General features: G+C 65.3%; 24 protein-coding genes and 1 tRNA gene. 14 read left to right on the forward strand and 11 right to left on the reverse strand.

The window, feature by feature from the left end:
• Positions 1-17: 17 nt before the first annotated feature.
• The 3 genes from EAX62_RS08885 to EAX62_RS08895 are packed head-to-tail and all read right to left on the reverse strand — an operon-like array spanning position 18 to position 3,240.
• The gene (locus EAX62_RS08885) at positions 18-1,280 is read right to left on the reverse strand and encodes a mannitol dehydrogenase family protein (RefSeq protein ID WP_121901326.1); all 1,263 of its coding nucleotides are present in this window, start codon (positions 1,278-1,280) and stop codon (positions 18-20) included.
• Complete coding sequence (locus EAX62_RS08890) at positions 1,280-2,263, reverse strand: LacI family DNA-binding transcriptional regulator (RefSeq protein WP_121901327.1); 984 nt, start codon at positions 2,261-2,263, stop codon at positions 1,280-1,282. The genes EAX62_RS08885 and EAX62_RS08890 overlap by 1 nt, the downstream gene beginning before the upstream one ends.
• Positions 2,260-3,240, reverse strand: coding sequence for a carbohydrate kinase family protein (locus EAX62_RS08895; protein WP_158600604.1), 981 nt, complete (start codon positions 3,238-3,240; stop codon positions 2,260-2,262). The genes EAX62_RS08890 and EAX62_RS08895 overlap by 4 nt, the downstream gene beginning before the upstream one ends.
• Before the next feature lie 172 nt (positions 3,241-3,412).
• Here EAX62_RS08895 and EAX62_RS08900 point away from each other — a divergent pair, with 172 nt between their 5' ends.
• The 4 genes from EAX62_RS08900 to EAX62_RS08915 all read left to right on the forward strand — a co-directional run bounded on the left by EAX62_RS08900 (position 3,413) and on the right by EAX62_RS08915 (position 8,089).
• Positions 3,413-4,372: an ABC transporter substrate-binding protein gene (locus tag EAX62_RS08900; RefSeq protein WP_121901329.1), complete on the forward strand. Its 960-nt coding sequence runs from the start codon at positions 3,413-3,415 to the stop codon at positions 4,370-4,372.
• 27 nt (positions 4,373-4,399) lie between these two features.
• Positions 4,400-5,956, forward strand: a complete 1,557-nt coding sequence (locus EAX62_RS08905) for a sugar ABC transporter ATP-binding protein (protein WP_121901330.1) — start codon at positions 4,400-4,402, stop codon at positions 5,954-5,956.
• Positions 5,943-6,944 (forward strand): ABC transporter permease, encoded by a 1,002-nt coding sequence (locus EAX62_RS08910; protein WP_199711216.1) that lies wholly within the window; start codon positions 5,943-5,945, stop codon positions 6,942-6,944. The genes EAX62_RS08905 and EAX62_RS08910 overlap by 14 nt, the downstream gene beginning before the upstream one ends.
• A 134-nt stretch (positions 6,945-7,078) precedes the next feature.
• Positions 7,079-8,089 carry a class I mannose-6-phosphate isomerase gene (locus EAX62_RS08915; RefSeq protein ID WP_121901331.1) on the forward strand — a complete coding sequence of 337 codons (1,011 nt, stop codon included), beginning with the start codon at positions 7,079-7,081 and terminating at the stop codon, positions 8,087-8,089.
• Positions 8,090-8,246: 157 nt separating this feature from the next.
• On the opposite strand, the gene EAX62_RS08920 is transcribed toward EAX62_RS08915, so the two are convergent.
• Entirely contained in the window at positions 8,247-8,513 is a 267-nt protein-coding gene (locus tag EAX62_RS08920; protein WP_121901332.1) for a hypothetical protein, read from the reverse strand.
• Positions 8,510-9,763 carry an inorganic phosphate transporter gene (locus EAX62_RS08925; protein ID WP_121901333.1) on the reverse strand — a complete coding sequence of 418 codons (1,254 nt, stop codon included), beginning with the start codon at positions 9,761-9,763 and terminating at the stop codon, positions 8,510-8,512. Before EAX62_RS08925 ends, EAX62_RS08920 begins: the two co-directional genes overlap by 4 nt.
• Positions 9,764-9,992: 229 nt before the next feature.
• Here EAX62_RS08925 and EAX62_RS08930 point away from each other — a divergent pair, with 229 nt between their 5' ends.
• Both EAX62_RS08930 and EAX62_RS08935 read left to right on the forward strand, forming a co-directional pair.
• Complete coding sequence (locus tag EAX62_RS08930) at positions 9,993-11,072, forward strand: glycerate kinase (RefSeq protein ID WP_121901334.1); 1,080 nt, start codon at positions 9,993-9,995, stop codon at positions 11,070-11,072.
• A gap of 247 nt (positions 11,073-11,319) precedes the next feature.
• A tRNA-Ala gene (locus EAX62_RS08935) sits at positions 11,320-11,392 on the forward strand.
• Positions 11,393-11,423: 31 nt separating this feature from the next.
• Here EAX62_RS08935 and EAX62_RS08940 read toward each other — a convergent pair.
• Positions 11,424-12,566, reverse strand: coding sequence for an SPFH domain-containing protein (locus tag EAX62_RS08940; RefSeq protein WP_121901335.1), 1,143 nt, complete (start codon positions 12,564-12,566; stop codon positions 11,424-11,426).
• Positions 12,567-12,586: 20 nt separating this feature from the next.
• Complete coding sequence (locus EAX62_RS08945) at positions 12,587-13,024, reverse strand: NfeD family protein (RefSeq protein WP_121901336.1); 438 nt, start codon at positions 13,022-13,024, stop codon at positions 12,587-12,589.
• 250 nt (positions 13,025-13,274) lie between these two features.
• Here EAX62_RS08945 and EAX62_RS08950 point away from each other — a divergent pair, with 250 nt between their 5' ends.
• Genes EAX62_RS08950 through EAX62_RS08970 form a run of 5 tightly spaced genes read left to right on the forward strand, consistent with a single transcriptional unit; the run spans position 13,275 to position 17,356 of the window.
• On the forward strand, positions 13,275-14,000 hold the full coding sequence (locus EAX62_RS08950; protein WP_158600605.1) for a DUF4129 domain-containing protein: 726 nt from the start codon (positions 13,275-13,277) through the stop codon (positions 13,998-14,000).
• Positions 13,997-14,512 (forward strand): hypothetical protein, encoded by a 516-nt coding sequence (locus tag EAX62_RS08955; protein ID WP_121901338.1) that lies wholly within the window; start codon positions 13,997-13,999, stop codon positions 14,510-14,512. The genes EAX62_RS08950 and EAX62_RS08955 overlap by 4 nt, the downstream gene beginning before the upstream one ends.
• Positions 14,509-15,489, forward strand: coding sequence for an AAA family ATPase (locus EAX62_RS08960; protein WP_121901339.1), 981 nt, complete (start codon positions 14,509-14,511; stop codon positions 15,487-15,489). Before EAX62_RS08955 ends, EAX62_RS08960 begins: the two co-directional genes overlap by 4 nt.
• Positions 15,489-16,772, forward strand: coding sequence for a DUF58 domain-containing protein (locus tag EAX62_RS08965; protein WP_121901340.1), 1,284 nt, complete (start codon positions 15,489-15,491; stop codon positions 16,770-16,772). Before EAX62_RS08960 ends, EAX62_RS08965 begins: the two co-directional genes overlap by 1 nt.
• Positions 16,769-17,356 (forward strand): hypothetical protein, encoded by a 588-nt coding sequence (locus tag EAX62_RS08970; protein WP_121901341.1) that lies wholly within the window; start codon positions 16,769-16,771, stop codon positions 17,354-17,356. Before EAX62_RS08965 ends, EAX62_RS08970 begins: the two co-directional genes overlap by 4 nt.
• Positions 17,357-17,398: 42 nt before the next feature.
• Here the strand turns inward: EAX62_RS08970 and EAX62_RS08975 are convergent, their stop codons facing one another.
• Entirely contained in the window at positions 17,399-17,872 is a 474-nt protein-coding gene (locus EAX62_RS08975; RefSeq protein WP_121901342.1) for an NUDIX domain-containing protein, read from the reverse strand.
• 137 nt (positions 17,873-18,009) lie between these two features.
• On the opposite strand from EAX62_RS08975, the gene ligD reads away from it, so the two are divergent.
• Positions 18,010-19,035 (forward strand): non-homologous end-joining DNA ligase, encoded by a 1,026-nt coding sequence (ligD, locus tag EAX62_RS08980; RefSeq protein ID WP_121901343.1) that lies wholly within the window; start codon positions 18,010-18,012, stop codon positions 19,033-19,035.
• Positions 19,036-19,112: 77 nt separating this feature from the next.
• Here the strand turns inward: ligD and EAX62_RS08985 are convergent, their stop codons facing one another.
• Complete coding sequence (locus EAX62_RS08985; protein ID WP_121901344.1) at positions 19,113-19,625, reverse strand: SPFH domain-containing protein; 513 nt, start codon at positions 19,623-19,625, stop codon at positions 19,113-19,115.
• Positions 19,626-19,909: 284 nt separating this feature from the next.
• Here EAX62_RS08985 and EAX62_RS08990 point away from each other — a divergent pair, with 284 nt between their 5' ends.
• Positions 19,910-20,389 (forward strand): nuclear transport factor 2 family protein, encoded by a 480-nt coding sequence (locus tag EAX62_RS08990; RefSeq protein WP_158600606.1) that lies wholly within the window; start codon positions 19,910-19,912, stop codon positions 20,387-20,389.
• 71 nt (positions 20,390-20,460) lie between these two features.
• Here the strand turns inward: EAX62_RS08990 and EAX62_RS08995 are convergent, their stop codons facing one another.
• Both EAX62_RS08995 and EAX62_RS09000 read right to left on the reverse strand, forming a co-directional pair.
• Positions 20,461-21,435 (reverse strand): SRPBCC family protein, encoded by a 975-nt coding sequence (locus EAX62_RS08995; protein WP_121901346.1) that lies wholly within the window; start codon positions 21,433-21,435, stop codon positions 20,461-20,463.
• A 20-nt stretch (positions 21,436-21,455) separates the two neighbouring features.
• Positions 21,456-21,800 (reverse strand): ArsR/SmtB family transcription factor, encoded by a 345-nt coding sequence (locus EAX62_RS09000; RefSeq protein WP_121901347.1) that lies wholly within the window; start codon positions 21,798-21,800, stop codon positions 21,456-21,458.
• 193 nt (positions 21,801-21,993) lie between these two features.
• Between EAX62_RS09000 and EAX62_RS09005 the strand changes: the two genes are divergently transcribed.
• Positions 21,994-23,223 (forward strand): SAM-dependent methyltransferase, encoded by a 1,230-nt coding sequence (locus tag EAX62_RS09005; RefSeq protein WP_121901348.1) that lies wholly within the window; start codon positions 21,994-21,996, stop codon positions 23,221-23,223.
• The last annotated feature ends 3 nt before the right edge of the window (positions 23,224-23,226 follow it).

Genomic DNA, 23,226 nt, shown 5'->3' on the forward strand with positions numbered 1-23,226 from the left:
ATCCGTGGGCGCTCGGCCTACTCAGACGCAGGCACATCGAGCAAGGCAATGAACTGGTCGAGTACTGCACCGTTGCGCAGCGAGGTCACGAGTTCGTCGAAGCACTCCACCAGGTCCGGGACGATGCGGGAGACTTCCGCTCGCACTGGGGCGACCATGGCCATCGGGTTCTCCTTGGGCCTGGACAGCGTCAGTTGGTGCACCGCAAGCGCGACGCCAGGGATCACCACCTGTGGCTCACCCCACTGAGCCGTGAGGGAGAGTGCACCGAGAAACCGTTCACCTGGATTCAATTTGCGTTCGGGATCCCGTCCGACCCGCTCCACTGTGTCGTGCAGAGAAGTGTTGGCGAATCGCTCCATCAAGTCGTCCGAGTGGTGGATGAGGGCCGGAAGGGGTTGACCGTACTTCCTCGAAAGCGATCGTGCTGTGGCATACATCGCACCACGGACGACACCGGCTATGCGGGGATCCAGGATGGACGGTGCAATCTCATCCTGACCCGCCAGCGCGCCCAGATACGCCGTCATGCAATGGCCGAGGTTGTGAATGTAGAGCTTGCGGTCGCTGTAGAACGAGAAGTCCACGTCGTGCCGCCCGAGTAACTCGGGGACGTCAGGGACGTCGGCGCGGCATGCAGCCACGTCGAAGGGGAGTTGCCGGTACGGCTCGACAGCCACGAGTGCCGCATGCTGCCTCTCTTGCGCCGCCGTCGGGACGGGAATCATGCGCCCGATAGAGGTTTCAACGATGCCGATCCGCTCCAGGACGACAGCGACGTCGGGGACCTGCTGGCGGCTGAGTTCCTCCGTCAGCAGGCCGCGCATGATCGTGGCACCGTCGTGAATGTTCTCGGCGAGGAACACATCCAGTGGTCCGTACCCCTTGGCGTGACGATCCGCGAGGCCGGCGGCAAGCGCTGCTGCCACCTGTGGCAAATTTCGGGCGCCGACGCTGGTGAACACCACGTCTGCCCCGAGGACTTCGCGGCGGACTGCGTCGGTGTCCTGGGCCGAGACGGCCGTGCATCCTGAGAGAGTCTTGCGGTGCACTCCAGAACTGGTCACAGTGTCGTGCCGGTAGGTGCCTGCTCCCAGCGCCGCGACGAGCGCGGCGGAGGACTCGACGAAGATGACGTTCCAGCCCGCGTCAAGAAGAATCTCCCCGATGAACCCCCGACCGACGGCGCCACCACCGAAGATGACTCCGCGTTTGCGCGGGTCTGGTGGGATGGCGGCTGCGTGGCAATCAGATGTCGACGGCATGTTCTGGTGATTCATCAGTGAATTCTCAGCGCGGTTTCGACGACGATGTGTCTGGTGGCACGACCGGGATCAGCGAGTCTGTCGAAGAGCAGTTGCGCTGCCATGGCGCCCATGGCGCGGTCGTCGTGCTCGATCACGAGGACGGGGCCGTTTTGCGTGTGACTCAGAGGGAACTCGTCGAATGCGACGATGGCCACGTTCAGCCCCGATGTGTGAATCTCTGCGGCCGCGCCCAGTGCGCTGACATTGTTGGCGCAGAAAATGGCGTCCGGTGGTCGGGGGAGAGACAGAATCCGTGCGGTGGCAGCGCGAGCCTGGGACTCGGTGTGGATGTCCGGGATTGTCATCCCCGGTCGGACACGCAGCCCCTTCGCGGCAAGCGCTTCCTTGGCCCCCACGACCCTGGGCGCCATCGTCCTGAGCGCTGCGCTGTCGCTGAGTATCGCGAAGTCCCGCCTACCGATCGACACCGCGGCTGTGACAGCCTCACGCGTCGAGAGGAGGTTGTCGAATCCGACGCTGTCCACGTCCAGCCCCTCGAGCGGCTCGTCGATTGCCACCACCGGTGTGCCGAATGAGACCTCGGTGCAGATCAGGGGCGCCGTCATGGAGGTCGGCGTGATGAGAAGGCCCCGGGGCCGCTGCGAGAAGATGGCTTCGGTGAGCTGCGCTTCTCGTTCGGAAGAACCTTCGGAGCTGCAGGTGATGACGAGACAGCCGTGTTTCTGCGCCTCGTCGGCGGCCCCGGCAGCAAGGGAGGAGTAGAAGTTGTTGGACATGTCCCGGATGATCATGCCGACCATGTCGGAGGTGCCTGAGCGCATGGTCGCGGCTCCGCGGTGGGGGCGATATCCAAGCAGCGATGCGGCGGCCAGCACCCGAGCTCGCATGTGTGGAGCGACGGTCTCGACGCCGTTGAGGACACGGGACGCCGTCTTGATGCTCACGCGGGCCTCGTGTGCCACGTCGGTGAGGGTGGCGCGACGGCTCACGTTCATCGGAGCGGGATCTGCCGCAGGTGGCGTCCGACCACGGTGCGTGCGTGCATCCCGGCCTCCATCGGCGTCATCCCATTGATGATCGCGTGCAGGAGTCCGGCCGTCAATGAATCACCGGCTCCGACTGTGGTGACCGGGTTTTCCGAGCGGTCTGCCGGGAACCATAGTTGCTGGTCAGCCCACGCATCAGCGTGTCCGGAGAGTGCCATCCCCGCCTCGCGCAGGCGCTCCGCCGAACCAGTGTGAAGTGCGAAACCGAGACTCCCCGCGGAGAGGGACACCACTGCCACCCCCCAGGCCAACAACTCCTCGGCAGCCTGCTCGAGCTTCTCTCGGGTTGGCTCGGAGTGGTTGTGGAGGGCGCTGGTGACGTCGTCCCAGCTGGGAGTGCAGACGTCGACGAACGGCAGGGTCAGCGCGAACCAGGCCCGCCAGTCAACCTTGGAGGCGACCGAACCTTCGCCCACATGGGCCAGGTCGAGCGACGTGGTGATACCCCGCTGTTTGGCGGCGGCGAAGGTTTCGGCCATGGCGTTGGGCTGTTCGCAGGTCAGGGGGAGCAGGGATGGGTAGCCGATGTGAAGGACCCCGGGTGCCGAACTGTCAAGGTCGATCTGTCGCGGATCGAAAGTGGCGTTCGAGCCCTCGTGCTGCCAAAAGGTTCTGTCGTGTTGTCCGTGCTCCACCACGATGCTGTAGGAGGAGGACAGCGGGGAATCGACCATGCGTACCCTGCCTCCCCGAGCGGCAAGCTGTGTGCGGCAGATCTGGCCGAGTTCGTCTTCACCCATGGTGACGGCGAGTTCGGTGTCGGCACCCAGGGCGAGCAACGTCCCGCTGGTGTTGGGACCGGACCCTCCGACCTTGAACCGGAGGGGACCCGCGGGGTAGAGGATGCCGGGCTCCAGACCTGGGCGCCTGTCACCAAGCTCCGGTGTGATGTCCATACAACAGTGACCTGCCACCAGTACCAGCATGTCGCATCCCTCCTTTGGGTCGGACCATAACGAACTTGTCTCAGTCGTGAACAATCCTAGACAACGTTGTCTCGTCTGTGTAAAGCTATCGCTCAGCTCAATGACGAGAATGAAAGCCGGGCTGTCCTTGAGCCCTCGTAACCCGGCAGACAACCCAACCCAAGGGGCAACGATGAAGTTCATCCCACGCAAGACACTCGTAGCCATCGCTGCGGTGTCGCTGTTGGCCTCGGCCTGCACCACCGGCGACGAGACCGACGCAAATACTCCCGGAGAAGGAAAGGCCAAGGTCGAGAGCGTCGGCCTCATGCTCCAGGACATCTCCAACCCGTTCTTCGCTGCGATGCAGACGTCGATGACCGAAGAAGCGAAGAAGCAGGACTTCAAGCTGAACGTTCAGGACGGACGTCAGGATCTTGCGGCACAGAATGACCAGATCGACGCGTTCATCCAACAGGGCGTCGATCTGATCCTCATCAATGCCGTCGACAGTGAGGGCATCGCCTCCGGTGTCGCACGCGCACAGGCCGCTGGCGTGACCGTCGTAGCGGTGGACGTCGATGCCACAGGAGCCGACGCAGCCGTGACAACGGACAATGTTGAGGCCGGGCGCCTGGCGTGCCAGTCGCTGGTGGACAAGCTCGGCGGCAAGGGCAACATCCTCATCGTCGAGGGCACTCCCACGACGGCCCCACAGGAACGTGTCAAGGGTTGCGAGGAAGTGCTCGCTAAGAACCCGGACATCATGGTTGTCGGCCGCCAGGCCGGCAAGAACGACCGTGCGAGCGGTTTGGCCCTGACCACCGACATGCTGACGGCCAACGCGGACGTCAACGGAATCTTTGCGATCAATGACCCGGAGGGGTTGGGCGCAGACCTGGCCGTCCAGCAGGCGGGCCGGGATGGCATCGTCATCGTCGGCGTGGATGGGTCACCCGAGGCGGTTCTTGCACTGAAGGACGACAAGTCCAACTTCTGGGCAACTCCTGCCCAGGATCCAGGTGGCATGGCTCTCAAGGCACTGGAGGTTGGACAGGAGATCGTGGGCGGCAACAAACCGGCAGATCGTGTAACGCTCCTCAACCCCACTATCGTCGATCGCGACAACGTTGGCGAGTACGGCGGCTGGTGATCTGACTCGTCGGAGAGAAGGACGCACATGGACCAAGTCCTGGAAGATTCCCCCCTCTTGGAAGTCAGGGGCATCAGCAAGCGTTTCGGTGCAACACAAGCACTGAGCGACGTGAGCTTCGACCTCCGGCCTGGTGAGGTTCATGCGCTCATGGGTGAGAATGGTGCCGGCAAGTCGACACTGATGAAGATCATTGCCGGCACCTACAGCCCTGATTCCGGCTCCATTCACATGATGGGCAATCAGATAGTCATGGCATCCCCCAGAGATGCCATGACTGCCAAGGTTGGGATCATTCACCAAGAGCTCAACACGTTCCCCGAAATGTCGGTGGCGGAGAACTTGGCGGTGGGAAACGAGCCCACCACTTCGTTCATGCTGAATCGTCGGAAGATGATCAGCGATGCCCGGGAGAAGCTCGAGCGGGTCGGTGCCGTCAACATCGATCCCAGGACCCCCATAGGGCGACTCAGCGTCGGTATGCAACAAATGGTGGAGATCGCCCGGGCCGTGGCGGAAGACGTCAAGGTCCTGGTCCTCGATGAGCCGACCGCGGCCCTGTCGATGAGCGAGTCCAAACAACTCTTCGGGCTCATTCACCAAATGCGTGACAGGGGGATGGGGCTGATCTACATCTCCCACCGTATGGAGGAGGTATGGGAACTCGCTGACCGTGTCACTGTCTTTCGGGACGGCAAGCTCGTCGGTACCAAGGACATGCGCGCGGCGGGCCGCGACGCCGTCTCCCCGAACGACATCGTCAGAATGATGGTGGGTCGCGACGTCGATGACCTCTATGGTCGCGAGGAACGCGAACTGGACAAGGTGCGCCTCGAGGTACGCGATCTCACCGACGGCGGGGCCATTGGTCCGGTGTCATTCGACGTTCGTGCTGGGGAGATCGTGACGATGGTCGGACTCATCGGCGCCGGTCGCACTGAGGTGGGCCGTTTGCTGTACGGAGCCGACAAAGTGGCCGCCGGCACCATCTCGCTGGATGGGCGACAGATCCGGGTCAGGAATCCGGGTGACGCCGTTGCCAAGGGCATCGGCATGTTGCCGGAGAGCCGCAAGGATCAGGCGCTGTTCTTGGAGATGTCGGTGCGTGACAACACGGCCATGTCCACACTTGGGGCTTTCTCCACCTTCGGGGTGCTGAACTTCCGCAGGATGAAGAGCAAGGTGGATGAAATCTTCACCTCACTCCGCGTGCGGGCGGCTTCGCAGAGCATCGAATCGCGCAGTCTGTCCGGTGGCAATCAGCAGAAACTGGTGCTCGGCCGCCTCATGTTGGAAAAACCCGCGCTCATGATTCTCGACGAGCCCACGCGCGGCGTTGACATCGGGGCAAAGAGTGAGATCTACCGCATCATCAAGGAGATCGCCGCAACCGGTACAGCGGTGCTGGTGATCTCCTCCGATCTCCCCGAAGCACTGGGCATCAGCGATCGACTACTCGTCATGCGCGAAGGCCGGATCGTCGCTGAAATGGACGCCCAGAGCGCTACCGAGGAAGTCGTCATGGAACACGCAACCGGCGTGTACGCCGATCAAAACCCGAGGATGACACATGAGCAGCCCTGACATCGCGGCCGCGTCCGCGGTACCGCAGAAGACCCGCAGCATTCTGGCCCAGATGGGCTTCTGGTGGGACAAGGTCGGCATCTTCGCTGTCCTGGTTCTACTGTGCATTTTCATGTCCATCATGGCGCCGTACTTCCTCAGCATCGACAACGGCCTCAACGTGGCGCGATCTGTCTCGATCAACGCCATTCTTGCTGCAGGCATGACGATGATCATCATCACGGGAGGCATCGACCTCTCCGTCGGATCCATCCTTGCCGTCTCCGGCGTCACTGGGGTCCTCCTGTTCGTCGCCGGAGTGCCAAGCCCCTTGGCGTTGTTGGGTGGCGTCGCTGCGGGGGCCCTTGCAGGATTCATCAATGGCGCTTTCGTCGCCTGGCTGGCACTGCCCGCCTTCATCGTGACGCTGGGTTCCATGACCTATCTCCGAGGCATCGCCTATTCGCTCCTCGAAGGGCAGCCACTCATCAGCTCAGACCTCGGTTACCGAGCCATTGGCAATGGAGCGGTAGCGGGCATCCCGACACCCGTTGTCGTGATGGTCGTCGTCTATCTCGTGTTCTGGTTCATTCTCGAACGCACGAAGTTCGGGCGCCATGTCTACGCCGTCGGCGGGAACATGGAAGCCGCGCGGCTGGCCGGTATCAACGTGAAGAAGGTCCTCCTTGCTGTGTACACCATCGGTGGCGCGGCAGCTGGACTTGCGGGCATCATCTTCTCCGCACGAGTGCTCTCTGCGCAGCCAACGGCGGGGCAGAGCTACGAACTCGATGCCATCGCAGCCGTTGTGTTGGGTGGCACATCGCTCATGGGGGGCCGTGGGCGAGTCATCGGAACCCTCGTCGGGGCCCTGATCATCGGCGTTCTCACCAACGGTCTTGTCCTCATGAATGTCCCGTTCTTCTATCAGCTGATAGTCAAGGGAGTCGTGATCGTGATCGCGGTCGCAATCGACAGTCTTCGCCGATTCGGCAAGTCGGGCACCTGACCGTCATCGGGGCGCACCAGCCTCTTTGACACGCCATGGGGGTCCTGCACCGAATTGGCCCCTCTCGAAGCGGGATTCCGAGGTGATGACTCGCTTGCGGATTCCGCACCCTCTCGACAAGGAGCGAAAAAACCATGCAACCACTCCTCCTGCCCGCCAACCAACCTGCTGACCGGTTCTACCGTGGTGGACCAGCCATCAGGGCGTTTCGTCGCGGTCAGGGGGCAGCTGGCGACTTCGTCCCCGAGGACTGGGTGGGTTCCACAACGACTCTGTTCGGGGAGGACAGGCTGGGACTTACCACCCTTCCCGACGGGAAGGTCCTTCGTGATGCGATTCTCGAAGAACCGGGCCGGTGGCTCGGGCAGAATCATCTGGATAGTTTCGGCGTCGATCCAAAGATCCTCGTGAAATTGTTGGATGCGGGTGAACGGCTTCCAGTCCATGCTCACCCGGATGTCTCCTTCGCCGCTGAACATCTGGGGGCTGCGCACGGCAAGGCTGAGGCATGGTTTGCTCTGGCCCCCGGGACGGTCCATGTGGGCCTCAAGCGCGACATCTCCCGGCAAGAACTCCTGGATCTGATGTCCAGTCAGAACACCACTGAACTCCTTGGACTGTTACACGAGAGGAGGCTGGAGCCGGGGGACACGTTATTCGTGCCCCCGGGCACCCTCCATGCCATCGGTGAGGGCAACTTCGTCGTCGAGGTGCAGGAACCGGAGGACATGTCGATTCTGGCGGAGTGGAAGACGTTCGCCATCGACGGGGCCAAGGACGGTCATCTGGGGCTGGGGTTCAACCGTGCGGTGGACGCGATCGATCGCCGCGGATACTCCGACGCCGAAGTGGATTCTCTGATTACTCGGCAGCGCACAGGACCCAGCATCCTCTCGCCGTTGGCCGACGACTATTTCTGCGTCGCACGCTGCGATGTCGACGGTGAAGCCCTCATGCTCCCGGCGATGTTTCAGGTGCTCATCATGGTGAGCGGAGAAGTGGAGCTCGCGAGTCAGGGGGGCGACATTGCCATGCGCAAGGGAGACACCGTCCTCGTGGGTCATGGGTGTGGGGATGTCAGACTCACCGGCAGCGGCTCCGTGGTCGCGGTTCTGCCACCGCTGAGGGCTGCCGCACCCAGTTGACCCGCCCACCGTGCCGCATGGTGGTGAAGGCTGCGGGGAGAAATTGGGTCATCCACGATCAGCAGTCATACCCAGACACGACATTGCAGATGCTGTCAATGGTTGTGGACCATGACCATGCGGACGCCCGCGGCGGAGGAGGCGTGGAGCTGAGAGGCTAGAAGCCCAGCTCCCAACCGAAGCCCGACGCCACGATGGCGCCGACTCCTGCGATCACCGCAGCGATCACAATGGCGAAGCAGAACCCGGCCATGATCTTGCCGATGAGGTGGGGTTCATGCGCCTCGATGTCGGCTGCCCCGCCCACCCCGTAGGAGAGGGACCGGATACCGAGGGCGAAGATGGTGGGGAGCCCGGCGCCGAGGAGGATGCCCACCACCAGCACCTGCCATGCGCCTTCCAGCGCCAGGACGATGTTGCTCATGCCGTTTCCCCCTCCGTGCCGGTGGGCGTCGACGTCGCGCCCACGAGGGTGGGTTCGGGGCGCAGATCGGCGGGGATCCAGTCGTCGTTCACGTTCTTGGAATCAACGGGATTCTTGCGCGAATGCCGGTACATGAGGGTCGCAAGCGCCACCAGGAGGCTGAACACCACGAGTGTTCCGAAGAGTCCCCCCAGCGTGTGCCCGATGAGCCACATGAGTGCTCCGACGAGCCCTGCGGCGGGGAGCGTGATGCCCCATGCCAGCAGCATGCGTCCGGCGACCTTCCAGTTGACCTTCGCGCCCCGCTTGCCCAGGCCGGAGCCGAGAATGGAGCCGGTGGCGACGTGTGTGGTGGACAGTGCGAAGCCGAGGTGGCTGGATGCAAGGATGACGGCAGCGGAGGAGGCTTCAGCGGCCATGCCCTGCGGTGCGGCGATCTCCACGAGACCCTTGCCGAGAGTACGGATGATGCGCCAGCCACCGATGTAGGTGCCGGCGGCGATGGCCAGGGCGCAAGCGACCTTGACCCACAGCGGGACCGACGTGAGGTCGGTCCAGTGGCCGGTGGCGATCAGTGCGAGGGTGATGACGCCCATGGTCTTCTGGGCGTCGTTGGTGCCGTGTGCCAGAGACACCAGGGATGCGGAGCCGATCTGGCCCCATCGGAAACTGGTGTTGCGGTACTTCTCCGCCACACCCTTGGTGATGCGGTAGACCATCGCGGTGCCGATGGTCGCGACGATGAGCGCGATGACCGGCGACATCAGCCCGGGCAGGATCACCTTCCCCACCACGCCGTCGAGTGTGGTGCCGTCACCGACCCACTTCACGCCCTGCACACCGAGACCGGCGATGGTTGCGCCGATGAGGCCACCGAAAAGTGCATGGGAGGAACTCGACGGCAGGCCCAGCAACCACGTCAGCAGGTTCCAGACCACGCCTCCCACAAGCCCGGCCAGCACGATGAGGAGAAGAGCCTGCCCGCCATCGGCGAGGAACTCTGGGCGCGGGGCGCCCGCGGCGTCCTGGATATTGATGACGGCGTTGGTGACGGTCAGAGCCACCTCCACCGACAGGAACGCACCCACCAGGTTCAGGACTGCCGACAGTGCCACGGCGGTGCGTGGAGGCAACGCCTTGGTGGCAATGGAGGTAGCCATGGCGTTGCCGGTGTCGTGGAAACCGTTGGTGAAGTCGAACACCAGGGCCGTGATGACCACTAGCACGAGGGTCACGAGTTCGAGGCTCACAATGCAACTATGCCTGTTGGCGGCCCAGACAAGGAATCGGGGTCCGAAACCGGCAGGATTCTCCTCGACCCGGCGGGTCAATAAGTGACCGGAGCGCCGGAGCGCCGGAGCGGCGGGGTGAACGGGCGTGATGGCAGGCCGCTCTGAGTCGCCCACCACAAGCCCAACCAAAAGCCCCGCCCCGGGCAACCCTCACCTAGGCTCTGATCAAGGCGAAGGAGACCCAGACATGCGGGTGGTTGTGGCACCGGACTCATTCAAGGGCACCTGCACGGCCCGGAATGCGGCAAGAGCGATCGGCGATGGCTGGCTCAGCGTCCGACGCAACGACGACCTCGTCCTCATTCCCCTGGCAGACGGCGGCGAGGGAACACTCGATGCCCTGGAGTCGGTGCACGGCGCCGAGCGGTGCACGGCCGAGGTCACCGGCCCCAACGGTCGGCCTGTCTCCGCAGACTGGCTCCGACTCCCCTCCGGGGAAGCAGTCATCGAACTGGCCCAGGCTTGCGGACTCCCACTCATGGACCCGCTCGACCCCCTGAACGCCACCACCCGGGGCGTGGGGGAACTGATCAGGATCGCGCTGGAGGCAGGGGTCACCTCCATCACCGTCGCACTCGGCGGTTCGGCCACGACCGACGGAGGCGCGGGTGCACTCGCAGCACTGGGGGCGAGGTTCTTCGACGATGCAGGTCTTCCACTCCCTGAGGGCGGGGGAGCGCTGCAACGATTGGCGTGGTTCGACGACCATGACCTCATCCCGCCACCGGTGGGTGGTGTCAGGCTCCTCACCGACGTCACCAACCCCCTGCTCGGCCCCGGTGGAGCGGCCGCCATCTTCGGGCCCCAGAAGGGCGCAACGCCGCACCAGGTCGACGAGTTGGAAGCAGGCCTCGGCAGGTTGGTGCAAGTACTCGGGGCCGACCCTGCCGTCGCGGGTATGGGGGCGGCGGGAGGCACGGCGTACGGACTCGCCACACTCTGGGGAGCCACGGTCGTGCCGGGAGCTGCGGAGGTGGCCAGTCTCTCCGGCCTGGTGGCTGAGCTCGGGACCGCGGAAGTGGTCATCACCGGTGAGGGCTGCTTCGACACCACCTCGCAGGGCGGCAAGGTGGTGGGCAACGTTCTCGCAGAGGCGAAGGACAAGACCATCGTCATCGCCGGCTCCGTCGCCACCGACTGCCCGGTTGCGTCCATCTCGCTCGAAAGGCTGGCTGGCTCATCCGCGGCAGCCCGAACGGATGCGGAGCACTGGCTGAGCGTCGCAGGCGCAGCGGCTGCGACGCACTTCAGCCCGCGGCAACCATGAGGCATGAGTTGCCCTGCTCACCGATCCCTGAGCACTCCGCGTCTCCCACCGATGTCTGAGTGCCCGTCGTTCACCGATCCAGGAGTGCCCCGCGTTCACCGATGCCGGAGTGCCTCTGCGTTCCACCAATCCGCGTAGGTGCAGCGAGGAATGAGCGCACCGCAGCGAAGGGCTGCCGGCCGACTGCCGGCCGCGCTCACACACCGAACACCATGCGCTAACATTGCCGAGTTGCCTCGGCGACAGCGGGGCTATGGCGCAGTTGGTAGCGCGCTTCCATGGCATGGAAGAGGTCAGGAGTTCGAATCTCCTTAGCTCCACCCCTCTGGCCCATCGGGCCTCGATGGTCGCTCACTTGGTACTCGTTGCGTGGCCCCCCACGGCTGCTTCCACTGCCCTGACCTCCGCCTTGGCCTCGTTGACGGCGTCCTCCGCCTTCTTTGCCACCTCGTCGGCCGCCCGGGCCGCATCGAGGGACTCGAGCTCCTCCTGGTGCCCGTTGCGTTCCAGCTGAAGCGTTGCGTCGTATCCGAGCTGCGGTGCCTCGTCCCCTCTCGGTGGCGTCTCGTCGACCTCGGTCTCGGTCTCGGCCACTGTGCCCGTAGCGGGTTTCGCCGTGCTCGGGGTCTTGTCCCCGAAGGCTTCGGTGACGGTGCGGATGGCCTCGGTGAACTCACCGGGGATCACCCAGAACGTGTTGTTCTGGCCGTTTGCCAGCGCCGGAAGCGTCTCGAGGTACTTGTAGGCGAGGAGCTTGGGGTCCGCATCGTTGGCATGGACGGCCTGGAAGACACGCTCGATGGCTTTGGCCTCGCCGTCGGCCCGCAGGATCCTCGCCTGCTGTTCGCCCTGGGCCAGCAGGATCTCCTGCTGGCGGGTGCCCTCAGCGGTGAGGATCCGCGACTGACGCTCGCCCTCGGCGTGCAGGATGGTGGCGCGCTTGTCCCGTTCTGCACGCATCTGCTTCTCCATGGCTTCCTTGATGCTGCCAGGAGGGTCGATGGCCTTGATCTCGACGCGGTTCACGCGAATGCCCCACTTGCCGGTGGCCTCGTCCAGCACACTGCGCAGCTGGGCGTTGATGGCCTCACGGGACGTCAGTGCCTGCTCCAGGTCCATGCTGCCGATCAGGTTGCGCAACGTCGTCACCGTGAGCTGGTCGATGGCCTGCAAATAGTTGGCCACCTCATACGCCGCGGCACGCGGTTCGGTGATCTGGTAGTAGAGGACCGTGTCGATGTTGACCACGAGGTTGTCCTCGGTGATCACCGGTTGTGGCGTCGAGGGGAACACCTGCTCGCGGATGTCGAGCTTGTCGCGCACCCGGTCGGCGATCGGAATGATGAAGTTCAGGCCGGGCTGGAGTGTGACACGGTATCGGCCGAATCGCTCGATGTTGAAGCGGTGGGCCTGCGGGACGATCTTCACGGTCATCATCACGAGATAGACCACCAACAGCGCCACGACGATGATCGGCACCAGAAAGAACTCCATGACACAACTTCCTTTCGCTCTTACGGCAGAAGCTCACGCGGATAAACGATGGCGGTGGCGCCCTGGATCTCCATCACATCGACGGCCGCCCCGGGGGGGATGATGAGTTGGTCGTCCAGCGAACGCGCCGTCCAGTCCTCCCCCGAGAGATGGATCAGCCCGTGTTCGGCGCTGATCTCCTCGAGGACCGTGGCGGTCCTGCCGACGAGGGCGTCGGTGCCGTCACGGGTGAGTGCAGGCTGTGAGGCGTGTCGTAGCGCAATGGGTCGCACCACCAGGAGGCCCAGCATCGACGCGGCAGCGAAGGACAACAGCTGCAGGATCCAGGGAGCATCGAAACCGGCGACGACTGCGGCCAGCAGGGCTGCGGCGCTGAAGATGCCGAACGCCAGGGTCAGAGAGAAGGCCTCAGCGACACCGAGGGCCACCGCCGCTATCAGCCAAGCGAGCCACCACATCGTGCACCTCCTGTCCAGCCGTGATATAAGTCTACGTGGCAGCCCTAAATGGCGACGGACATGGGCCAAGCTGTGCAGGTGCGTGGGTGTGGAATGGGTGGAGAATCCCGGTTTTGCCCAGGGGATGCCACTGGCTCCACGAAATGCGGCTCACAACGTGTGTCATGCGAGCACGACCATCGAGTGCTGCATGGGCCGGGGCCACACCGCGGGAACACCTGTGCCGGTGCGGTCCGTAGACTCATTCCTTGTGAATGCATCGACGCCGTCGCGAAGGGGCGGAAACCTCCTCCTCGTGCCCGCCGTCGCACTCGTGGTCCTCCTGCTCGTCACGCTGGGTGCGACCAGCCCCCGACCCGCTGCCGTCGAGATCATTCCCAGACCCGCCCCGACCGAGATCCTCGAGCCGGAGGCGCCGCCCACTGTCAGCGCCGCCCCGTCGCCGTCCCCCATGTTCCCGGTTCCCGAGCAGAAACCGTTCATCGTTCCGGGATGGGTGGGCGACGTGATCCGGACCGTGGCCGTCGTCGTGGTTCTCGCGCTCATTGCGCTCCTCATCCTGCGCCTTGCAGGCGTGATGGTGCGGACGGACCGCCGCCAGGCAGCCGACCCGAGCGGAAACCAGTCAGACATCCCCGAGATCGACGATGAGGCGTTGGCGGCCACTGTGGCCGACACCGTCGCCTCGCTCAGACAGGGCATCCCCGTCGACGGCGCCGTCATCGAATGCTGGCGGCGTCTGGAGCGCGTGGCCTCCGACTCCGGCATCGTGCGCCGCCCCGCGCAGACTTCGCAGGAGTTCACCGTCGAAGTCCTCGGCCACGCCGTCGTCGACGCAGCGGCACTCCAGGACCTCGCCGAGCTCTACCGCCAGGCGTTGTTCTCCACCCACCAGCTCACCGATGTGCATCGTGATCGCGCCATCGCCGCCCTCGAGGCCCTCAGCGACCAGCTCGCCCGACGGGAGCAGACGTGAGCGCCTGGCGGGGCCTCGTCCTCCGCCTGGGCATCGGGATCGCCGCGGCGTCACTCGTCGTCGCGCTCGACGGCGTCGTCAGCCTTCGCGTCGAGCCCATCCAGGCATTCATCGCCGGAACGCTCGCCGCGGTCACCTCCTGGGTCCTCACGTACCTCCCACCGCCGGGGGCCACCACGGAGTGGGAGCAGCCCTCCTGGCACACCCGCTCCCCGCGCCTCCAAGCCGACATCCGGACCCGCCGACTCGCATCCGTCCTCGCCCACGCCCAGCCCGGTCGTGCTTTCGAGGCCCGCAGCTTCGCCCGCACCCTGGCCCTGCTCACCGCCAGACGGCTCGTCACCTCCGGGCGGATACCCCGCCCCGCAGAAGGCGAGGGCCCCCTGGCGTCCGCCGCCCCCCACCTCTCGGGCGCGCTCCTGACGTACCTCCGCAGCGCAGAGTCAGAGCGCCCCCAGGTCCTCAACCGCACGACACTGCAGGCCCACCTCAAGGAGATCGATTCGCTATGAGCACCCCCACCTCGACGGCGCTCACCCAGGCCCAGGCCACCGTCCTCGTGCACCAGGTCCTCGATGCCGTCGACACCGCCCTGGTGGGCAAACGCGACCAGATGACACTGGTGCTCGCGGGTGTGCTCGCCGGGGGTCACGTGCTGCTGGAGGACCTCCCCGGGTTGGGCAAAACCCTGGCGGCGAGGTCCCTGGCGCAAGCACTGGGGCTGGAGTTCACCCGCGCCCAGTTCACGCCGGACCTGTTGCCTGCCGACCTCACCGGCTCCTACACCTTTGACCAGAACACGAGCGAGTTCAGCTTCCGGGAGGGCCCGATCTTCACAGGCCTGCTGCTCGCCGACGAGATCAACCGCACCCCTCCCAAGACGCAGTCCGCGTTGTTGGAGGCGATGCAGGAGCGGCAGGTCACGGTCGAGGGGCACACCTTCGTGCTGCCCCGGCCGTTCCACGTCCTCGCCACCGCGAACCCCATCGAACACGAGGGCACCTACCCGCTGCCGGAGGCACAACTCGACCGCTTCCTGCTGCGCCTCGCCTTCGGCTACCCGTCGCTGGACGAGGAGTGGGACGTGCTGGGTCGACGGATGGATCGGCGAGCTGAAGAGGTCGTCGTGGGCGCGGTGCTCGACTCCGACGGCCTGCTGGCCGTGCAGGACTGCGTGGAGGACATCCACGTGGCCGAATCGGTGGGCCGCTACGCCATCGACCTGGTGCGCGCCACCCGGGACCACCAGGACACCCTCGTGGGGGCGTCGCCGCGGGGATCGCTGGCCCTGCTGCTGTGCTCGCGAGCCCTGGCGCTCATCGAGGGTCGCGATTTCGTCATCCCGGAGGACATCAAGCGCCTCGCGGTGCCCGCGCTCGGTCACCGGATCGTGATCAGGCCAGAACTGTGGCTCAACAACGTGGCCCCCGAGTCGGTCGTCCGGGCGGTGCTGGACCAGGTTCCGGTGCCTGATGCGGAGACCTCGTGATGCATCTCTCGCACACCCCTGCCCTGCTCCGATCCCTCGTGGCGGCGGCGGTGCTGGGAGTGGTCGCCGTCATGGTGCAGCGCGTCGACGTCGTGGTGCTGATGGTGCCCTTCGTCGTTCACCTGGCATGGGGGTGGCGAAGCCGACCACACGTAGACCTGGTGGTGGAGTCGCGGCCGAAGGCGGTGGTGATCCCGGAGGGGGAGTCGGTTTCCATGGTGACGCATGCCACCCATGCGTGGCGCTCAGCCCTCGTCACGCTCCAGTGGCCGGTGCGCCCGGGAATCTCCCTGGATCCGGACTCGGGCACCGTGCTGGATGCAGCTGTCCCGGAGGGCGTGCGCGTGGCGGTACAGCCCGAGCGGTGGGGTCGCTACGACGTGGGACCGGGCACCGTCGCCGTCTGCGATCCCAGTGGGAGTTGGCGCGCCTCGACGACGACGCCTCGCGTCACCGTCACCGTCAGGCCCACATCGTCGAGCCTGGAGGGCGGCAGCGGGGTGGCGCACCCGATCGGGATCGTCGGCATGCATCGCTCGAGGCGCCGAGGGGATGGCAGCGACCTGGCAGAAGTGCGCGAGTTCCGCCCCGGCGATCGCCTGCGGCGCATCAACTGGCGGGTGACGTCGCGGCTGGGCGCATTGCACGTGAACTCGACACTCACCGAGCGCGACACCGATGTCCTCATCGTGGCCGACACTCTTGTGGACATCGTCCCTGCCAGACCGGAGGCTCCGACGAGCCTGGATGCCACGGTGCGGGCGATCGCCGCGATCTCGCGACATTACGGTGGCTTCGGTGATCGCGTGGCCATCCACGACCTGGGCCGACGCATAGGCCACGTTCGTCCCGGGACCGGGCCGAGGCACGCACGGATGGTGCTGAATGTGTTGTCGAGGGCGAACCGCGACGTGCCGGACTGGGACAGGCTTCGGCCGGTGGGCACCGTGACCAGCGGGATGCTGGTGTTCTTCTGCTCCCCACTCTTGGAGCGCGAATCCCAGGATGAACTGGTGCGGCTCCGACGTCTCGGTGCGGAGGTGATTGGCGTGGACACGCTGCCAGAGGGTGTCGGGCAGTTCGGGGACATCCGCTCGTTTCGCCGCGACACCTTCCTGGGCGAGGCGTGGATGATCCGCCGCATGGAGCGCGACGAGGCCCTCGCACGGCTGCGAAGCATCGGCATTCCGGTCACGCCCTGGCGGGGGACGAGCAGCCTGGCGAGCGTGCTGCTGTCAATGGAAGCGGCCCGCTCGGCCCCGCGGCGGGTGCCGGGGCGATGAGGGATCTCGCGGAGGTTCTCGCAGGCTGGATCTACGCCCTCCAGATCACGAGCGGGCAGCAATGGGTCCTTCGGTTGACCGTGCTGTCCTCCGGGGTTGGGGCCGCCGTGCTCTGCAACCTCTGGTTCCCGGTGCTGATCTCGCCGGCCCTGCTGGTGACGGCCCTGGTGATGGCCTTCGCGTCGGTGATCCGTCCGGACTCGGTGGCGCCGCTGTTCTTCGTCGCGGCCGTGGGCCTGTGGTGGTTGGCCGGGGCAGCGGCTGCGTCACAGCCCGACGGAGGTGGTGGGACCCCAGGGAGGTGGCTGGGCGTCACGGTACTTGTGGCTGTCTTCCACCTCTCCACGGCGTTTGCTGCTGCGGCGCCGTCGTATGCCCGCGTCACGGGGCGGGCGGCCAAGCTGTTGTCGCTGGCAGGGGTGGGTTACGTGGCTGTCAGTGTCGCGGTCGGCATGGCGGTCCTGGGCCTCGCGGCCCTGCCACGCCACGTGCTTGGCCCGGGGTGGGTCGTGGCGGGCGCGCTGTCGGTGAGCGTTGCGACGGTGGCCCTCGTCGCTGCACTGCGCCCACGCAGGGCGCACTGAGGAGCACGTCGTGGGGTGGCGCGTGGTGCACTGTTTGAGTGGTCACCCCGTGGGGTCGGTCAGGCGAGTCGCCAGTGCGTCCAGGAAGGCGACCTGACCGGCGACAAGCTTCCCGCGCGCCTCGGCGAGGGTGAACCACTGCGCGCCATCGATCTCCGGGAACTCTGCGAGGCGGCCGCTCCGTGGCGGCCATTCCATCGTGAACGCATTGCTGGCGACGAACGCGAGGCCTGGATCGCCCTTGACGGCGAAGGCGCGGACAACCTTGCCCGAGCGTTGCCTGACCTCCCCGAGATCGGTCAGGACTCCCGCCGGCGCCATCACACCCACCTCTTCCTCGAACTCGCGTCGGGCCGCGTCCTCCGGCTCTTCGTCCGGGTCGTGGAGTCCCTTCGGGATCGACCACGCGCCACTGTCCTTGCGGGCCCACAGCGGACCACCCATGTGGGCGAGGAACACGCGGACTTCTGCGCCCGAATCGTCGAAGACCAGCAGCCCGGCGCTGTGGAGGGGCACGGTCTATCCCTGCCGTCGCGACGGGCGGGGACTCGGGCCGCAGAGGGGGTGGCAAGCGCTCATGAAGTGAAACTACTCCACGACCGTGCGGGGCAGAACCCGCTTGGTGCGGTGGCAAATGCTCTAGCGTCGTGCGTATGGCGAGCAAGCAGAACGCGGTCGAGCTTGAGGTGGGCGACAAGACGGTGCGGTTGAGCAGTCCCGATCGGGTGTACTTCCCCGAGCACGGCTGGACGAAGCTGGACGTTGCGAACTATTACATCTCCGTGGGCGACGGGGTGCTGCGCGGGTTGCGGGATCGGCCCACGATGCTGCACCGGTTCCCGAAGGGGCTGGCAGGGGAGAAGGTGCACCAGAAGCGACTGCCGAACGGTGCCCCCGACTGGATCGAGACCGTTGAGCTGTCCTTTCCCCGCTTCGGACTGACAGCCGATGAGTTGTGCCCCACCGAAGTGGCGCAGATTGTGTGGGCAGTGCAGATGAGCACCGTCGAGTTCCACCCCTGGAACGTTCGGCGCGCCGACGTGGACAGACCGGATGAGTGGCGCATTGACCTCGACCCCATGCCGGAGGCGACCTTCGCCCAGGTCCGGAAAGTGGCTGAGGCGTCGCGGGAGGTGCTGGCTGAGTTGGGCATCACCGGCTACCCGAAGACCTCTGGCGGTAACGGGATGCACGTCTACGTGCGGGTGGTTCCGGAATGGAGCTTCGCCGACGTCCGTCGCGCCGCCTGGGCGTTCGCCCGTGAGGTGGAGCGGAGAATGCCACGAGACGTCACCACCACGTGGTGGCGCAAGGACCGTGACCCGCGGACCGTGTTCGTCGACTACAACCAGAATGCCCGCGACCACACCATGGCCTGCGCCTACTCGCTGCGCGGCGTCCCCGACGGGACCGCCTCGACACCGGTGGCCTGGGACGAGGTGGCCGACGTGGAACCCCACGACTTCACCCTCGCCACCGTCCCTGACCGCCTACGCCAGCTCGGGGACCTGCACGCGAGCATCGACGACGAGGCCTTCCGACTCGACACGTTACTGGAGTGGGCCGCGCGGGACGAGAAGGATGACCCGTCCTCGCTCGCGCATGACGACGAACCCCATCACGGCGGGTCCGGGCCGGCGAGGGTCCGTCAACAGCCCCGCCGGGCCCCCCAGCCGTAGCCGTCGCCGGCGTAGCGGACACGCTGGCCCCCAGGAGTTGTCGACAGCTGCCCGGATGGGCACGGGGGTACGGGAGGTCAGAGCTGGCCAGCTTCGTCCAGGGCCGTGATGTCGGCCCGGTTCACTCGAACGCCCCACGTGCCCGTTGTCCAGTTGAGTACCCTGCGCAGTTCGGTGCCGATCACCTGGCTGGACATGAGTGCCTCCTCACGATCCATGCCGCCGATCACTGTTCGCAGAGTCGAGACGGTGATCGTGTCCAGCGCCTGCAGATGGTCTGCGACCTCGTAGACGGCGGCGCGTGGGTCGGTGATCTCGTAGTGGACGCCTGCATCGACGGCGAGTACGTGGTTGTCCTTCGTGACCACGGGTTCGCGTGACGTCGAGAACATCTGCTCCCGGGTGTCCAGCGTGGCGCGGACAGTGTCGATCACCGGAACCGTGAGATGAATCCCGGGTTTCAGCGACGTGCGGTAGCGGCCGAGGCGCTCGACGAGGAAGACGTGGCCCACCGGAACGACCTTCGACGCCCTGAACAGAAGGAGCATCACGACCACGGCGATGACAAGTGGCAGCCAGAGGGGTTCCATGAAACATCTTTTCTTGAGCGGTGGTGCCTGGAGCGGTGGCCATTGCCGACGAGATACTAGAAGCACGGTCGACGATTGTCACGTCGTGCGGGGGACAGAAGAAACTGACGGACTTCACGACAGGTGGCCCGGCCTCGCGCGCGGGTGACGTCATCCACACGGTGACCCTCGTTCGGAAAGTGCGTAACCGATGAGAACCACAACCTCGGCCCGTAGAGTTGGCCCCCACAGCCGTTGGGGTGTGGGACAAGGTGGTCCCGCCAGTGGCGGGGATGGCGGGACACATGTCAGAGTCGTCGGCCAGGGCTTCCACGCACCGACCCACCTTGCGTGCCCTCCTTGACCAGATGTTGGAGGCCACCATGGCCAAGGACAAGGCAGCAGTGCTGGCGACCTTCGCGCCGGATGCCGTCTTCACCGATCCCCACTACCCCAACCCCGAGATGCGTGGTCTGGATGACATCGCAGCGGGGCTGGACTGGGGATTCCTCGGTATGGAGCGCTTCGGATTCACCGTGGTTGGCTCATTCATGTCCGAGGACGGCAACTCCGGTGCCATCGAAATGGACTGCGAGCATGTCCTGGCCAGTGGCCGGACGCTCACGTTCCCACAGGTGTTCGTGGCGGGGATGGAGGAGGGCCTGCTCGTCCGTGTGCGCGCCTACGAGCCCTACGGGCCGGGAGGCGTCGCCATGGCCGCGATACGGGTGCAGAACTGGTTGCTGAGGCTACGGCGCAAGACTGCCGGAGGCGGCCGGAGCTGACGCGGTGCCCCCGTGAGCCGGCCGCTGGTCGGCGTGCCGCTCACGGGGGTCGCGCAGCTCATCGTCTGGACTCAGGCCATCGCCATCAGTTCTGACTCCATCCGCGCGTAGCTGGCCTCCATGCCCTCGGTCATGCCCGTGGCGAGGATGATGTCGCGGGTGGTGGCGTCCGGGTAGGTGATCAGCACCGACAGCAGTGTGCCGTCGTCGACGGGAATGAGTGTCAGCTCGTTGGTGGTGACCGTATCCATGCCGATCATCTGCTCAGTGGTCACCGCCCTGTAGGGGTGTGCAGACTCCACCAGTTCGCCCGTGAACCCGAACCGGTTCTCGCCGTTCTCGTCCACCCACTCGTAGCGATACGTGTCACCGACGCTGGCAGCGACGTCACACACAGGCATGGTCCATCCGTCAGGGCCCAGCAACCAGCGCTTCATGAGCTCCGGCTCGTGGTGGGCGTCCCACACCTTCTCGATGGGGCCGCGAATGACGCGACTGACACGAATGTGGGTGTCGTCGAGAATTTGCGTGGTGGTACCGACTCCGGCGGCAAACGATGTGAGGTCGGCCAGCACCTGGTCGATCTGGCCCATGGCGGTGGTGAGGCCCTCCTCCATCCCCATCTCGACGAGCTGTTCGAGGTCGGCCACCGAGCCGAACCATGTCGTGGTGGTGAGGCGGGAGCCGGCGTCGGTGTCGTCGAAGGCGAAGACCACGCGCATGGAGGGCATGTCGTCGTCGACGCTGCCGTCCTCGCGGGCGAAGCGATCGCGGACCTCCAGTGTGCGTGGTGCATCGACGCCGATGATCTCCCAGAGGCCGTTCATGCGTTGTCCCTCGGGTCCGCTCATGTAGTACCTGGACAGGCCGCCGGGGGCCATGTCGTGGCGGCTGAAGGTGGCGGGCCAGTCCGGCGGCCCCCAGAACTTCTCGAGCTGCCGCGGATCGGAGTACGCCTCCCACAGGCGGCGGGCGGGGACGGTGAAGTCGGCCACGACGGTCATCGTGAGGGCCTCGACATCGGTGTCGATGGATGTGATGGGCATGGTGGTTCCTTGTCTGTGGGTCAGTCGTCTTCAAGGAGGTCGTCGAGGCGCGCGATGCGGCCACGCCAGATGTCCTCGTAGCGGCCCAGGAGTGCCTGGGCGCGCTTCAGTGTTTCGGGATTGCCGCGAACCCTGCGTTCACGGCCATGGGGATGCTTGGTCACCAGTCCTGCCCCTTCCAGCACGACGACGTGCTTCTGCACCGCCGCGAATGACATGTCGTAGAACGCGGCGAGCTGTGAGACCGAGACCTCACCGTCGAGGGTTCGGCGAAGGATGTCGCGACGGGTGGAGTCGGCGAGGGCTCGGAAGATGCGATCCACCCCGTCGTCGGTGAGCCGTGGGTCCGCATGATGTACAACCATTTGGTTGTATCTTACGACACTTGTGCACAGTCGGCAAGGGGATTGTGCGACCACTACCCCCGCCGCCGCTCCCACGATGCTGATCAGCGTCCTGGATGTATCAGCGCGTCCGGGTTCTCCTCCTCACGAAGTAGCAAGCCAGGACCCACTCACACCGCCCGTCAGATTCCGATAAACAGAAAGGCAGCCCACGATGCTCAAGCTGAACACCCTCATGGACATGGAGGACCACCAGGTCCACGGAAGCAATGATCTGCGCTACGAGGCAGGGGTGGCGCCCAGCAAGTTCTTCGCCAGCCCCGACCATGGAGACGAGACTGCCACCCACAGCGTCCAGGTCATGGACAAGCCTCGCGAGGAGACGGTGACCCACCACACGGCACTGCCGGATGGATGCACGACACAGGGTCTCCTCCAGCCCCCGCGGTGTCATCGCTTCGAGTACACCGATCGGTGGGCCGATTCCGACAAGGCGAGGATCGATGCCCGGATCCGGGATCTCATCGCCCTCGGATACCACGGCGATCCTGCCAAGGACCTCACGAGATCCAGGACAGTCATCGACATGAGCAACCCGGCCACCCAGGAGTTGGGCAGGACCATGCCCACCATTGTCGAGTGGTTCAAGCTGATACCGCGCGCAGTCGCGCTGGACATCATCTACGACCCGGAGAAGGGGCGTCTCTTCAACGGTGTCGTCCTTGATGACGAGGCGGTCAGGTGGTTCAAGAACATTGACGACGCCATCGGCATCAGGAGTCGCGCGGCGGTTCTACGGAAGCTCCTGCAGCACGAGGCGGCCAACGAGGGCCGCCTCGCCGTGGCGTCCCTCGCCTGCGGAGCGGCCCAACCTGTCCTGGAGACCATGGCTGGGCTCCTCCGGGACGCGCGATCCGCGGAGTCCACCGTCACGCTCGTCGATCTGGACCGCGAATCCCTCGAGATGGCCGTCGGCCTTGCCTCAAGCCACGGAATCGCTGATCGTGTCACCACGGCCACGAAGAACATCCTGGGGCTCCAGGGCATCGACATCGATCCGGGTTCCACGGACGGGAGGGTGGGGTATGACGTCGTCGAGGCGCTGGGGTTCCTCGAATACCTCCCGCCGGAGAACCAGGAGTCCTACACCTACAACGGCGTTGTGGACGAGAAACGGAGCCGGGCCGGTGCCATCGTGTTTCTGAAGAACGCATACGACCTGGTCAGGCCGGGAGGGCTGCTGATCTTCGGCAACATGCTCGATGAGACGCACAAACAACTGGAGTTCACCCTCAACACGGTGCAGTGGCCACACATCCAGCCCCGCTCCATCAACCAGATGCTGCAGATCATTGCTGCTGCCGGGATCGACGATGCTGCCGAACTGGACATCTACTGCCCCACCGACGGCGTTTATGCGGTCTACGCCATCAGGAAGCCCTGACAG

It is taken from the genome of Tessaracoccus antarcticus (assembly GCF_003688855.1).
Lineage (GTDB): Bacteria > Actinomycetota > Actinomycetes > Propionibacteriales > Propionibacteriaceae > Arachnia > Arachnia antarctica.